12 protein-coding genes are annotated in these 14,232 nt (G+C 64.3%); 7 read left to right on the top strand and 5 right to left on the bottom strand.

Annotated features, from left to right (window positions below; all coding sequences use genetic code 11):
- Positions 1 to 64: 64 nt before the first annotated feature.
- The gene (locus P0204_RS11885; RefSeq protein ID WP_276179458.1) at positions 65 to 313 is read right to left on the bottom strand and encodes a DUF7123 family protein; all 249 of its coding nucleotides are present in this window, start codon (positions 311 to 313) and stop codon (positions 65 to 67) included.
- 346 nt (positions 314 to 659) lie between these two features.
- On the opposite strand from P0204_RS11885, the gene pyrH reads away from it, so the two are divergent.
- The 5 genes from pyrH to P0204_RS11860 all read left to right on the top strand — a co-directional run bounded on the left by pyrH (position 660) and on the right by P0204_RS11860 (position 7,711).
- The gene (gene pyrH, locus P0204_RS11880; RefSeq protein WP_276179456.1) at positions 660 to 1,346 is read left to right on the top strand and encodes a UMP kinase; all 687 of its coding nucleotides are present in this window, start codon (positions 660 to 662) and stop codon (positions 1,344 to 1,346) included.
- A 1-nt stretch (position 1,347) separates the two neighbouring features.
- Positions 1,348 to 2,988 (top strand): lysine--tRNA ligase, encoded by a 1,641-nt coding sequence (gene lysS, locus P0204_RS11875; protein WP_276179455.1) that lies wholly within the window; start codon positions 1,348 to 1,350, stop codon positions 2,986 to 2,988.
- Between the two features lie 286 nt (positions 2,989 to 3,274).
- Positions 3,275 to 5,032: a site-2 protease family protein gene (locus P0204_RS11870; protein WP_276179453.1), complete on the top strand. Its 1,758-nt coding sequence runs from the start codon at positions 3,275 to 3,277 to the stop codon at positions 5,030 to 5,032.
- 47 nt (positions 5,033 to 5,079) lie between these two features.
- Positions 5,080 to 6,816, top strand: coding sequence for an arginine--tRNA ligase (gene argS / locus P0204_RS11865; RefSeq protein ID WP_276179451.1), 1,737 nt, complete (start codon positions 5,080 to 5,082; stop codon positions 6,814 to 6,816).
- Between the two features lie 106 nt (positions 6,817 to 6,922).
- A complete protein-coding gene (locus tag P0204_RS11860; protein ID WP_276179449.1) occupies positions 6,923 to 7,711 on the top strand; it encodes a hypothetical protein in 789 nt (262 codons plus the stop codon).
- 36 nt (positions 7,712 to 7,747) lie between these two features.
- On the opposite strand, the gene P0204_RS11855 is transcribed toward P0204_RS11860, so the two are convergent.
- Complete coding sequence (locus tag P0204_RS11855; RefSeq protein ID WP_276179447.1) at positions 7,748 to 8,566, bottom strand: MinD/ParA family ATP-binding protein; 819 nt, start codon at positions 8,564 to 8,566, stop codon at positions 7,748 to 7,750.
- Positions 8,567 to 8,904: 338 nt separating this feature from the next.
- Here P0204_RS11855 and prf1 point away from each other — a divergent pair, with 338 nt between their 5' ends.
- Positions 8,905 to 10,155, top strand: a complete 1,251-nt coding sequence (gene prf1, locus P0204_RS11850; RefSeq protein ID WP_276179445.1) for a peptide chain release factor aRF-1 — start codon at positions 8,905 to 8,907, stop codon at positions 10,153 to 10,155.
- Positions 10,156 to 10,164: 9 nt separating this feature from the next.
- Here prf1 and P0204_RS11845 read toward each other — a convergent pair whose 3' ends face one another.
- Complete coding sequence (locus P0204_RS11845; protein ID WP_276179443.1) at positions 10,165 to 10,557, bottom strand: DUF6276 family protein; 393 nt, start codon at positions 10,555 to 10,557, stop codon at positions 10,165 to 10,167.
- A gap of 217 nt (positions 10,558 to 10,774) precedes the next feature.
- Between P0204_RS11845 and P0204_RS11840 the strand changes: the two genes are divergently transcribed.
- Positions 10,775 to 12,553, top strand: a complete 1,779-nt coding sequence (locus P0204_RS11840) for a PAS domain S-box protein (RefSeq protein ID WP_379801828.1) — start codon at positions 10,775 to 10,777, stop codon at positions 12,551 to 12,553.
- Positions 12,554 to 12,647: 94 nt separating this feature from the next.
- On the opposite strand, the gene P0204_RS11835 is transcribed toward P0204_RS11840, so the two are convergent.
- Both P0204_RS11835 and P0204_RS11830 read right to left on the bottom strand, forming a co-directional pair.
- Positions 12,648 to 13,340, bottom strand: a complete 693-nt coding sequence (locus P0204_RS11835; protein WP_276179438.1) for a V-type ATP synthase subunit D — start codon at positions 13,338 to 13,340, stop codon at positions 12,648 to 12,650.
- 115 nt (positions 13,341 to 13,455) lie between these two features.
- Positions 13,456 to 14,208, bottom strand: coding sequence for a bacteriorhodopsin (locus P0204_RS11830; RefSeq protein WP_276179436.1), 753 nt, complete (start codon positions 14,206 to 14,208; stop codon positions 13,456 to 13,458).
- Between the last annotated feature and the right edge of the window lie 24 nt (positions 14,209 to 14,232).

Below are 14,232 nucleotides of genomic sequence, written 5' to 3'. Positions count from 1 at the left end.
CGACCACGGGAGAGAAATTGTTCAGAGCGGACTCAGTGAACTGTGGTCTCGGCGACAGACGCGCTCACGCTGGCTCGACGCGCCACGTCGTCGCACTCGTGTACGACCACTTCTCGACCTGGAGTTCGGATGCACTGTCTTTGAGCTTCACCATCAGGGCGCCGATCTCTTTTGGCGAGAGACCGACCTCCTCTGCGATGAACTTGCTCTTGAAGTACATCTCGCCGTCAGTTGCCTTCTCCGCGAGGAAGGACTTGAGACGCTCTTCTTTGGAGGGCTCTTCCTCGGTAGAGGACGTTAGGGTAGCGCTCATGTGTGTAACCTCGCTTGTCGCTTGTGCTGCCGGGAGTATATAAAGGAAGGAAGCTTCGCGTCGATTCGGCTCCATTTAGCAAAAATAGTGTGAAACGCACGTTTTATGATCGTTTTATAGCGCCTTAGATATTTTATAACGCTTTTTGAGAGAGTTACATCGGATGGGAATTTTACCTTTGTTTCTTATCCCCAGTCGGGAATATAGATCGTTCTCACCGGTAAAGAATGAAATCCTTGCCGGTAATTGTCGGACCGGAACGGATGCGTCTCGCGCATCCAGCACCCCAGGGTGGACCGAATCGGCTTGACAACCCTTATTAACGCCTCGAAGCTACGGCGGGGCAATGAAAGTCGTCGTCTCAGTCGGTGGGAGCGTCCTGGCTCCGGATCTGGAATCTGACCGGGTCGCTGCGTACGCCGAAGCGCTTCAGTCACTCGACGAACAGGGCCATACACTCGGAACTGTCGTGGGCGGCGGTCCGACAGCACGGAAGTACATCCGCGCCGCGAGAGATCTGGGTGCAAACGAGATCGAACTCGACCAGCTCGGGATCGCCGTCACGCGGCTGAACGGCCGGTTACTGATCGCCGCGCTTGACGACCGGGCCGCACCGACACCGGCGGAGAGCTACGACGAGGGTCGGGAGGCGATCCGTCGCGGGGATATCCCGGTACTCGGTGGCATCGTCGCGGCACAGACGACCGACGCCGTCGCTGCGGCCTTCGCGGAGTACGTCGAGGCCGACCTGCTGGTGTACGCGACCTCCGTCGCCGGCGTCTACGACGCCGATCCGAAGACGGACGCCGACGCGACGCGTTTCGACGAGATCGACGCGGGAGAGCTGGTCGATGTCATCGCGGACATGGAGATGGACGCCGGCAGCAACGCCCCCGTCGACCTGCTCGCGGCGAAGGTGATCCAGCGGTCGGGCATCCGGACGGTCGTTCTGGACGGCACCGATCCGGATCGCGTGGTCCGCGCAGTCTTGAACGGCGACTTCGACGGTACCGAAGTGCTCCCGGAGAGCTGAGATGGCCGAAGACCCATACGCAGTCGGTAGCGGCGGAAAAAAGGCATTCTGGGCCGATTCGGTCGCGGACGCGATCGAAGCGCGGGACCCGTCGGACCCGATCGTCATCAAGGGCGGCGTCTCGCCCTCGGGCGTGCCCCACATCGGACACTTCAACGAGATCATGCGGGGGTACTACGTCGCGGAGGCGCTCCGGGACCGTGGCCACGAGGTCCGGCAGGTGTTCACCGCAGACGACAAGGACCGGCTACGGAAAGTCCCCCGACAGTTGGCCGACCTGGAGTGGAACGTCGTCGGCCTGGGCGAGGTCGACGCCGGTGCGCTCGGCCGGAACCTCGGGAAGCCCTACACGGACATCCCGGACCCCTTCGGCTGCTGTGACTCCTACGGCGCACACTTCACGAACCTCCTGAAGAAGAGCGCCGAACTCGTCGACGTCGACGTCGAGTTCGTCTCGAACACCGAACTGTACGCCGACGGCGAGTTCGAGGCGGTGACGCGTCGCGTGCTCGAACGCGCAGACCGCGCCCGCGAGGTACTCGCGGAGTACCAGAACAAGGTCGACGACGACTATGTCCCCTTCCTCCCGCAGTGTTCCGAGTGTGGGAAGCTCACCGAGGGCGTCACCGAAGTCGATCTGGACGCCGGCGAGGTCAGCTACGTCTGTGAAGACGTCGAGGCCGGGGACCAGACCATCGAGGGCTGTGGCCACGAGGGAACCGCGACCCTCAGGGAGGGAAAGCTCCCATGGCGGTTCGAGTGGCCGGCCCAGTGGGAGATACTCGGTGTCGACTTCGAGCCGTTCGGCAAGGACCACGCCGAAGGGTCCTGGCCGTCGGGCGAAGACATCGCCGAGAACGTCCTGGACATCCAGCCGCCGGTCCCGATGGTCTACGAGTGGTTCACGCTGGAGGGCGAACCGCTCTCCTCCTCGTCGGGCAACGTCATCACGGTCGACGAAGTCCTGGAGATCCTCGAACCCGAGGTGTTCAAGTACTTCTTCGTGAAGACCCCGCGCAAGCAGCGTGACTTCTCCGTCGAGCACGTCGACCAGCTCGTCGACGAGTTCGACCGGTTCGAAGGGCTGTACTTCGACGAGGGAGAGCCCAGAGAGGAGGACGAGCAGGCGGTCGCCGACCGCGCGTACCCGATGGTCGTCCCCGACCCCGACCCCGATCGGGTCCGGATTCCCTACACCTTCGCCGCAGTGCTGGGGATGACCGACGACTCCGACCTGCGCGAGGAGATCGCCCGACGGGAGGGACACATCCCCGACGACGCCCCCGAGTGGGCCGTCGAAGACGCACTCGCCCGGGTCGAGCGAGCCCGCAACTGGGCACGACGGACGGGCAACGCCTTCGACTACGAACTCAAGCGCGCCGAACTGCCCGACCACGACTTCGACGCGGCCACCGAGGCCGCACTGGACGAACTTGCCGACTTCGTCGCCGAGGGCCACGACGGCGAGACCATCCAGGGCGAGATCTACGAGACGGCGAAACGCCACGACGTGCCCGTCGGTGACTTCTTCGCCGCCGGCTACCGCCTGCTGTTCGACGACACCGAAGGCCCGCAACTGGGAACGTTCATCGCCAAGCTCGACCAGGAGTTCGTCGTCAAGCGGTTGCGCCGCGAGGCGTAGGCGGCTGTAGCCGCTGGCGGTGCGGCCTGGGGAGCGGTCGCAGCGCGGTCGGCCGGGAGCGGCCTCCGTGCCGTGACCTGGGGAAAGGCAGGGTCCAAGCATACCGCGAGTGAAGCGAGCGGTTTCCCCGGACGCGAGGCATCGCCGAGCGTCCGGCTGTTTTTCCCCACGTTTTTGCGAGGAGGGTTGCCACAGCGGCGCAAAGCGCCGCGAGGAAACCCGACGAAGTAAAAAGTGGGTGCCGAAGGGTAACCCTCTTGCGTGGGTGGACCTACGTCTGGGACACATGGTACGCACGCTGACGTGGGTGCTCGCCGGCGTCGTCGCCTACACCCTGCTGGCGATGGCGTTGCGAGCCCGCGGGGTGATCCCCGAGTACATCCGGTTCAGCGGGCCGATCACCACGATCCACACCCAGAAAGGGAAAGCCGTCCTGGACTGGCTGGCTCGCCCCACGCGGTTCTGGCGGGCCTGGGGGAACCTCGGTGTCGGGATGGCGCTGGTCGTGATGGTCGGCTCGTTCGCGATGGTCGTGTTCGGGGCCTACCAGGCGATCGTGAACCCACAGCCCTCCGCGCTCAACGAACCACGGAACGCGCTGGCGATCCCCGGCGTCAACGACTTCCTCCCGCTCTCTGTCGCCCCGGAGATCGTCTTCGGACTCCTGTTGGGCCTGGTCGTCCACGAGGGCGGCCACGGCCTGTTCTGTCGGGTCGAGAACATAGACATCGAGTCGATGGGGCTGGCGCTGTTTACGCTCATCCCGATCGGCGCGTTCGTCCAGCCCGACGAGGACGAACTGATCCACTCCGACAGGGGTGCCCAGACACGGATGTTCGCGGCCGGCGTCACCAACAACTTCGCGCTCGCACTGGTCGCCTTGCTCCTGTTGTTCGGACCGATCTCGGGGGCGATCGCCGTCGTCGACGGCGTCCCGGTCGGCGGCACCTTGGAGGAGACCCCGGCCGCCCAGGCGGGGATCGAGTCCGGTGACGTGATCACTGCCGTCGAGGGCCAGCCGATCGCGAACGGCGACGAACTCGACGCGGTCTTGGCCGAGACCGAAGCCAGTTCCGTCGCCGTCTCGCTCGAAGGTGCCGAGTCCGTGACCGTCGATCGGGCAGTCGTCGTCGACAGCGCCGTCCAGTCGGCACCGGTCTCGACCGGGGAGACGATCACCGCGGTCAACGGGACGAACGTCTCGACGAGCGTGGCCTTCGAGCGGGAGGTCCGCAACACCACGGTCGCGACGCTGTCGACCGCCGAGGGCCGGTCGGTGACGATGCCGATCGGCGCCTACGTGTTGGTCCAACCCGACGGCCCACTGGACAACGCCAGCGCACCGGGCCGTGAGGCCGTCATCGTCACCTCGATCGACGGCCAGCGGACACACGACGCGAGCACGCTCGGGGCCGCCCTGGATGAGACTTCGCCCGGCCAGGAGGTCGAAGTCGTCGGCTACGTCGACGGCCAGCCACAGACCTATCAGGTCACGCTGGGCGGGAGCGACAGTCCCCGCCTCGGCGTCACGCCGCTTGCGGGTATCAGCGGCGTGACCACGAACGACTTCGGCATCGACGAGTACCCCGCCGCGACGTTCCTGGAGTTCCTCGGTGGCTCGCCCGAGAACCCCGACGCGGCACGGGAGTTCTCGTTCACCCAGCGGATCTTCGGGGCGATCATCCTGCCCTTTATCGGCGTCGCCGGCGGCTTCGGCTACAACTTCGCCGGCTTCACCGGGATCGCGACGAACTTCTACACCGTCGAGGGGCCACTGAGCGCACTGGGGACCGCGCCCGTGTTCCTGCTGGCGAACGCCCTGTTCTGGACGGGGTGGATCAACGTCGTCATTGGCCAGTTCAACTGCGTCCCGACGTTCCCGCTGGACGGCGGGCACATCCTTCGGACGAGCACGGAGTCGTTCGTCTCTCGACTCCCGGTTCCGGACCGGCGACAGCTCACGACGGCGGTCACGATCACGATCACCGTCTCGATGATCGGTGGGCTGCTGTTGATGATCTTCGGGCCGCGGCTGTTCGCCTGACGCCGCCTTTCGTTACCCATTTACTCCCCGCCGCGAAAGCCCGGCGTATGTTCCTGCAGCTTCGCGCGGAAGCCGCTGACGCGCTGGCGGCCGCGCTCACCGATCTTGACCTCCCGACCGACGACCTCGGGATCGAGGAGCCGCCGGAGGACGTCGACGCCGTCCTGGCGTCCAGCGCGGCCTTCCGGCTGGCCGGGGAGGTCGGCGCACCACCGCCGGCAGTCGCCGCCGACATCGCCGAGGCGATCGACACCACCGGACTGACCTACGTCAGCGACGTGACGACACAGGGGCCGTACGTCAACTTCCTGCCCAGCGAGGCCTACTTCGCCGAGACGCTCTCGGCCGCCGTCGACGACGACTACGGACGGCTGCCCGACCGGGAGACGAGCGTCGTCGTCGAACACACGTCGGCGAACCCGACCGGACCGGTCCACGTTGGCCGTGCTCGGAACCCGATCATCGGCGACGCGGTCGCTCGCGTGCTCGATTACGCCGGGTACGACGTGGATCGCCACTACTACGTCAACGACGCCGGCCGACAGATCGCGGTGTTCACCTGGGCCTATGAGACCATCGACGAGAGCGAACTGCCCGAGCCCGAACGGGACTCCCCGGAGTACGAGATGGTCCGGTACTACCGGGCGGGCAACTCGTATCTCGAAGACGAGGAGCCGGACGCCGTCGAGGAGGCCGAAGCCGAGATCGCGGCGATCCTCCAGGGGTTGGAGGAGGGCGACGAGGAGACCTACGAACGGGTCGCCGAGGTCGTCGACACGGTCCTCGGCGGGATGCAGACGACGCTCGAACGGCTCCCCGCCGAGTTCGACGAGTTCGTCAAGGAGACCCAGTTCATGCGTGACGGGTCGACGGACGAACTCGTCGACCGACTGCAAGCGCTGGACTGTGCGGTCTACGAGGACGACGCCTGGCAACTCGACCTGCCCGACTTCGAGAAGAACCTCGTGTTCCTGCGCTCGGACGGGACCTCGCTGTACACGACGCGTGACCTGGCCCACCACGAGTGGAAGTTCGAGAACTACGACCGTGCGGTGACGGTGCTGGGCGAGGACCACAAGCTCCAGGCCGACCAGCTGTCGGCTACCCTAGAACTGCTGGGCAACGACACCGAGCAACTCCGGCAAGTGTTTTACTCGTGGGTCAACCTCCCCGAGGGCGGGATGAGTACCCGCGAAGGGACCGGGATCGATCTGGACGACCTGCTCGACGAAGCGATCGATCGGGCACGGGATGAGGTCGAGGACCGCCTCGACGACCGGAGCCGGGGTGATCTCGACGAGGACGACATCGAGCGCATCGCCCACCAGGTCGGTATCGGCGCCGTCCGATACGACATCGTCTCGAAACAGCCCACGAAGGGGATCACCTTCGAGTGGGACCGCGCGCTGGACTTCGAGGCCCAGTCGGCACCCTACGTCCAGTACGTCCACGCGCGGTGCTGTGGCATCCTCGACGAAACCGGGGACCGCCCCACTGAACCCGACTTCGACGCGCTCACCGAGCCCGAGGAACTGGATCTCCTGCGTGTCGTCGCCCGCTTCCCGAGAGTCATCGAGGAAGCCGCCGAGGACCTCCAACCCCACAGCGTCGCGACGTACACCCGCGACATCGCCGAGACGTTCAACGCCTTCTATCGGGAGTGTCCGGTGCTGGACGCCGATCCGGAGACCCGGCGAGCGCGGCTGGCGCTCGTGGTCGCGGCACGGAACACGGTCGCGAACGCGCTCGATGCCGTCGGCGTCGAAGCCCCAACGTCGATGTGACGTGTGACACCACTGTGTCGGGGAATACGGACACGCTGACGTCCGGTCGAGCCACACTAAACGGCTAGACTGCGATTATATTCGATCCCCCACAGTATCGGCTCCCGTGCGACACGATATCCAGAGCGACCGAACCGAAACAGCCTACGACAGGCGACAAGTACTCGCCTCACTCGGGACAGCGGTCACGGTGGGACTGGCCGGCTGCTCGGGTGAACCGGGATCGGGCGGCGACGGTGGTAGTAGCACCAGCGACGGTGGCAGTGGCACCAGCGACGGTGGCAGTAGCACCAGCGACGGTGCCGGTGATACCACCAGCAACAGCAGCCAGACCTGCCTGGACATCGGATCAGGGGAGTACCTGCGGTTCGACCCGGGAGAACGCCCGTTCACATACACCTGCGACTACCCGGACGTGTTCGGCGAGCAGTCGGCTGCGACGCCGGGGTTCGACGAGAACCAGGAGGGAGTGTTCATCGTCAAGCTCCAGTCACCCGATCAAAACGGGGACTTCCTCCAGCTCAACCTCCAGCAGTTCGTGCGCGGGACGACCCGTGATCAGGCGACGTTCCCCGAGGGCTGGGAAGAGCTGACCCAGACCGAGTTCAACGGGGAGACGGTTACTGCCCGCCGAAGTACGACGGTCCGCCGAACCAAGGAGTTTTGGAGGGTCTACCTTCCCTACGAGATCGATGGGCGAACACTGTACTTCGAGTCCACGTTCAACCTCAGCACGAGCCCCAACGACGACGAGCCGGTGTCCGAGGAGTGTCTAGCACTCATGGAGGAGACGGCGATCCACATGACAGAGTCGCTCGCGCACAATCCGGACGCGACCGGTCTGAAAGTCGATCCCTTCGTTGGTACGCCAACGACGACCACCGATCCCGAGTGACAGCTCGCTGGAACTCCATCGTGAGCGGAGCGCCGATCAGTTGAACAACCCGAAGACCCCGCCCCCGGAGTCCTCGTCTTCGGCGTCGGTGTCGCTTTCCTCACCCTCGATGAACCAGTCGTCGTCGACGATCGTATCGATGTCTTCCTCGACGCTCTGGTCGTGGAACCACAGCCCCTCCAGGGCGGTCGTCAGTCGCCGGAACGCGTCCGCAGCCGAGCTCTCGGGGGCGTTGAGGACGAGCGGTTCCTCGGTCGTCGCCTGCGGGTCGTCTGGAATCACGGCGAGCAGCGGGAAGTCGAACTGCTCGGTGATGGCTGCAACGTCGGTGTGTCGGGTCACGCGGTTGATGATCGCGCCGATGACGTTGCCGTCGATCCGGTCGGCGAGTTCCGCGGTCTTGACGGTGTCCCCGACCGCGACGGTGTCCGGCGTCGTCACCAGCACGATCCCGTCGGCAAGCCCCAGCGGCACCGCCACTTCGTGGCTCAGCCCCGCGCCGGTGTCGATCAGGACAACGTCGTAGGCGTTCCGCAGCGTCTTGATGACCTTCCGGAGCTTGGCCGGATCGGCGTCGGCAAAGGCTTCCAGAGACTGCTCGCCGGGGATGACCGTCAGCCCACCCGGCGCGTCGGTCAATGCCTCACTGACGGCGCCGTCACCGGCCAGGATCTCGTGGAGGCTCCGTTCGGGTTCGACCGACAGCATCGCACCGAGGTTCGCCATCCCGAGGTCCGCGTCTACGACGGCGACATCGTACCCCATCTCCTGCAGGGCAGACCCGACGTTGACCGCTGTCGTCGTCTTCCCGACACCTCCCTTTCCGCCCGCAACCGTACACACGTACCCCGACATGATTTGGTTGCTTGTCCACAGGAATGACAGTCATATAAAACCGGCTGTCGTGTGGTCGGGTGACAAGGTGTAGCCGATACGGGAGGGACCGAACCGGCACCCGACAGCGTGGTGGAGTCGGTCGCCGCTCGGCGTTTCGGATCCTCGCTCCGCTCTGGCTCTCGCACGTTCTGTGGTTCCCCCGATGCTCGAATCGTCCGCCTCTTCCGCGGGCGTTCCGCCCCCGTGGCTTCGGGCGTCCCTTGCTCGCGGCTCACTGCGTTCACCGCTGCGCTTTCCCGCGGGTGTCGCGCCGCCCTGTCAACAGGTTCTTACACCACCTCGGCCAACACGTAGTAATGAGCGAGCAGGAACAGGATCAATCGGACAAACAGAAATACGAGTTCCGCAAGGTGATCGAGGAGCTCAAGGATTACCGGGGATCGGGAACACAACTCGTCTCTATCTACGTCCCCGAGGACAAGCTCCTCAGCGATGTCGTCGCCCACGTCACCCAGGAGCACTCCGAGGCCTCGAACATCAAGTCCAAGGACACGCGAACGGCCGTCCAGGACGCGTTGACCTCGATCAAGGACCGACTTCGCTACTACGACACCTCCCCCGAGAACGGCATGGTACTGTTCTCGGGTGCCATCGATCAGGGCGGCGGCCGGACGGATATGGTGACGAAAGTCCTCGAATCGCCGCCGGACCCGATCCAGTCGTTCCGATACCACTGTGACGCCGAGTTCCTCACCGAGCCACTGGAGGACATGCTGGCCGACAAGGGTCTCTTCGGCCTCATCGTGCTCGACCGACGCGAGGCCAACGTCGGCTGGCTCAAAGGAAAGCGGGTCGAACCCGTCAAATCCGCGTCGTCGCTGGTCCCGGGCAAACAGCGGAAAGGTGGCCAGTCGGCACAACGGTTCGCCCGGCTGCGCCTCGAAGCGATCGACAACTTCTACCAGGAAGTCGCCGGCATGGCGAACGACCTGATGGTCGACGACCGCCACGAGATGGACGGCGTACTCGTCGGTGGTCCCTCACCGACGAAAGACGAGTTCCTCGACGGAGATTACCTCCACCACGAACTCCAGGACATGGTCCTCGGGAAGTTCGACGTGGCCTACACCGACGAGTCGGGGCTGTACGATCTCGTCGACGCGGCCGACGAGGTCCTGGCTCAACACGAGATCCTCCAGGACAAACAGACCATGGAGGAGTTCTTCAAGCAACTCCACGACGGCAACAAGGCCACCTACGGCTTCGATCAGACCCGCCAGAACCTCAACATGGGCGCGGTCGATCAGCTCCTCATCTCCGAGGACCTCCGGAAAGACGTCGTCAGCTACACTTGCGAGAACGGTCACGACGAGTACGAACTGATAAACAGCACCGCCGATACCGATGACCACGACTGCACCCGGTGTTCGGCGACGGTCGATGCCGCGGACGCCGAGCGCGAGGACGCCATCGACCACCTGATGGAACTGGCCGACCAGCGGGGCTCGGAGACGGTCTTCGTCTCGACGGACTTCGAGAAGGGTGAACAGCTCCTGACCGCCTTCGGCGGGGTCGCCGGCCTCCTGCGGTACTCGACCGGCGTGTAAGCCGTTTTCTCACAGCAACTGTTCGAGCTGTCGACGGCGACTCGCCAAGTCGACGTGGGCGTCCGCGCCGAAACTGTCACCGAGCCGGTCGACGACCAGCAACGGGTCGGCGCCGGCCCGTTCGGCACGTTCGAGCAACGCGGTGATCTCGCTTCGGTTGACCGCGAGCGAGTCCAGCAACCCGACGAGTAACACGAGCGGGAGCGCCGCCTCCGGGTTCGACGGGAGGGCGTCGTCCAGACTCGTCAGATCGGGCAGTTCGGCCGGCGGGTCGTCCGCCGGACGCATCGCCAGGCAGGACCGACAGACGAGGACGCCCGGTGCGTCCCCCCGGAGGTGCTCCCGGAGGTCCACGGGAACCGGAATCACCAGTTGCTCGCCGCCACACTCGGGACAGGACATACATCTGCTGTGCGCGGCCACGACAAGAAAACTGTGACCTCGGATCGACGGTTTATCCCCTTCGCCAATCAGGAGCAACCGCTCGACGGGACGTTTCGCAGTCGAGACAACTGTGATCCTGGCGTGGATCGCCCGAGGCCGAGAAAGAGATGAGCGAGTGTATCGGCTGGTGTATCCGTCGTGTTTTTAATATGTTTCTCTCACGTGATTACGGACCATGAGTCCCGAGTATCGTGTTCTTCACGTCGACGACGAGCCCGATTTTTTGGCTCTGACAGCCGACTACCTCGAAGGAGAACATGAGGGATTCCGGGTCGAAACGGCGACTTCGGCAACGGAGGGGCTTGCCACGCTCGACCGGACCTGGATTGACTGTATCGTCAGCGATTACGAGATGCCAGAGACGACCGGGATCGAGTTACTCGAATCCGTCCGTTCGGACCACCCCGACCTCCCGGTTATCATCTTCACCGGCAGAGGGACCGAATCCGTCGCCAGTCGAGCGATCTCGGCCGGTGTGACGGACTACCTGCACAAGGACGGGGGACCGGAACAGTTCACCATCCTGGCCAACAGGATCGAGAACGCCGTCGACAAGTACCGGACCGAACAGCGACTAACCGAGACCCGCCGTCGGTACGAGCAGGTCACCGAACAGAACCTCGCCGGCATCTACCTCATCCAGAACGGGGAGTTCGTCTTCGTCAACCCGACGCTCGCGGAGATTCACGGCTACGAGCGGGAGACGGTCGTCGGAATGTCGCCCCTCGAACTCGTCGCACCGGCAGAGCGGGACCGGGTACAACGGCAGCTCCGGCGGCGGCTCGACGGGGACGTCGAAGACATCCACTACGAGACCGTCGGACTCACGAAGACCGGCGAGCATATCGATATCGAACTCCACGGGAGTCGGACCACATACGACGGGAGTCCGGCGATAATCGGGACCGAACTCGACATCACCGAACGGAAGGAACGCCAGCGCGAACTGCAACGGACCAAACAGCGCCTGGAGATGGCACTCCAGGAGGCACGCGCCGGACTCTGGAAGTGGGACCTCGACACCGACGACCTGTACTGGAGCGACGAGTTGCTGGACCTGCTTGGGCTCTCCCCGGACGAGTTCGACGGCGACATCGGCGCGTTCGAAGAGCGCCTCCATCCCGACGACGTCGACCGGGTGGAGGCTGCGATCGAGACCGCGATCGAGAACGAGACACACTATCAAGTCGAGGAACGTATCGAGGACGCCGACGGCGAGTACATCTGGCTCGACGCACGGGGGCGGGTCGCCGAGAACGGGGACTCCCGGTCGATGACCGGCATCGTCATCGACATCACGGAGCGAAAGGAACAGGAGGAACTGTTACGTCGCCAGCGCGACAGGCTGGACGAACTCACCAGGACCCTCAGTCACGACCTCCGGAACCCCTTACAGGTCGCGGACGGACAGTTGAAGCTCGCCCGACGAGAGTGCGATAGCGAGCACCTCGAGACGGTCGACCTCGCGCTCGATCGGATCGACACGCTGATTACCGACGTTCTCTCGCTGACGGAGAACGGCGAGACCGCGGCCGACAGCTCTCTCGTCGATCTGGCGGCACTGGCCCAAAACTGCTGGCGCACCGTCGACACGGCCGAGGCCACCCTCGTCACTGACATCGACCGAACGCTCCGTGCCCACGAGAGCCGGCTGCGCCAACTGTTCGAAAACCTGATCCGGAACGCTGTCGAACACGCGGGAACACACGTCACCGTAACCGTAGGCGAACTACCCGGCGGATTCTACGTCGAGGACGACGGACCGGGCATCCCGGCCGAGGAACGGGGCGGGGTTTTCGAGGTCGGATACTCGACGAGCGAGGACGGGACAGGGTTCGGACTGAACATCGTCAAGCGGGTCGTCGAGACACACGGCTGGGATGTACAGGTGACAGAGGGGACCGACGGTGGGGCGCGGTTCGAGGTGACGGGCGTCGAGTCCGCGACGGAGTAGTATGCCGGTTCGGTCCAGTCGCGGGCAAACTGTGCTTGCAACACCGGCCGCGATACTGTGGGGAGAGCGTGAGTGAAAAGCTCGGAAAAGCGAGTCAGTCGTCAGCGGTGACCGCTTCCAGTTCCTCGTCCGCTTCCTCGGCGGCTTCGAGTTCGTCCTCTTCTTCTTCCTTCTTGGCCTTGATCTTCTTCATGCGGAAAATCTCTTCACGCTCCTGTTCTTCGAGTTTCTGCTCGATGTACTCCTTGTTGTCGTGGAGGTCGGGCAGGAGCTTGAACTCCAGGGCGTTGACGCGGCGCTTGGTGGTCTCGATCTCTTCGAGCATCTTCTTCATCGCCGTCTCGACCTCGGCCGCGAGGATGATGTTCTCCAGCAGTTCCTCGTAGGCGTCGGCGGCCTCGTCGATGCGGGCGGAGGTCCCCATCACGCCGTAGCCACGCTCGTCGAGGGACTTCCTGACCTTGCTGGACTCGATCTGTGGGACGACCACGCCCATGATGTTCTTCGACTGGGTCGTCAGTTCGGGGTGTTCCTTGAGCGCCGCGGCAGCGCCCCGCACCGCGACGTCACCCTCCATCGCGCGGGCCATGTCGATCGCGTGCTGTGCGCGGTCGTAGGAGTCGTCGAGGTCGTCCCGGACGTCCTGTGCCTGATCCAGGATGTCCATGAACTCCATGATGAGCCCGTCACGCTTCTTCTCCAGCGTGTCGTGGCCACGCTCGGACAGCTCGATGCGGTCCTCGATCTGCATCAAGTTCTTGCGCGTGGGCTTGACGTCCTTAGCCATTACCGGTTCGTTTCGGGCCGAGGCAGTTAATCGTTTTCAGTCACTCCGGCGCTCGTGGACACGCACGCGAAAAAATCAGCACCGCAACCGCTCGTAGAACCGGCTACCGGGCCGGTCAGTCGTCCGCCGGCGTCGCCGCGCCCGTCGACTGTTTGGCGCCGTCGAGGACGCTGTGGCTCCGCAGCAGGATGAAGCCGAAGCCGACCTTGGCGACGAGGTCGATGACCATGAACCCGGCCGTCTCCGGGAAGATGCCGACGAGACCGAGCCCTTCGGTCCCGATGAGCCACCAGACCGGATAGACGAGCCAGACCACGGTCACGAGGTTCCGCAAGGTCTTGAACGTGCTCTGTGTGTCACTGGGTAAGTCGCTGACCCGACCGGACAGCGAACTGAACAGGAAGTACAGCAGGACCAGCAGGAAGGCCGTGCTGATACCCCACCAGACCAACCGCTCGGCGCCCGGTGACAGGACACCGCTGCCGGCCGACAGCGTCGCGAGGACGCCAGTCCCGATCATCAGGACGTCGAGACTGACGAGCGACGCGATGGTGTTGCGATCGGCCCCGGCCAACAGCCCGAGGTCGTACAGCAACAGCGGTGTCGTGAACAGCCAGTCCGTGTATCGCGCCCAGTAGATGGGTGCTTCCGGATCGTTCGGTAACTCGATGATCGTCAGTCCGAAGCCAAGCGCCATCGCGAGGTAGTTCACGAAGGCGATCGCCGTTATCAGTATGGTGGCGATGTAGAACTTCTGTCGTCGTTCGTCTGTCTCTCCCCAACCCCGGGCGATGAAATACACCATCCCGAGGAACATTCCGGCTGTACCGAGCCAGAGCCATATCGATTCCGAGCCTGGTTGTGGCATAGTGCAGGTAGAGTTTAGACTGGA

Source organism: Haloarcula halophila, assembly GCF_029278565.1.
Lineage (GTDB): Archaea > Halobacteriota > Halobacteria > Halobacteriales > Haloarculaceae > Haloarcula > Haloarcula halophila.
This window is presented reverse-complemented; position numbering and strand designations above follow the sequence as displayed.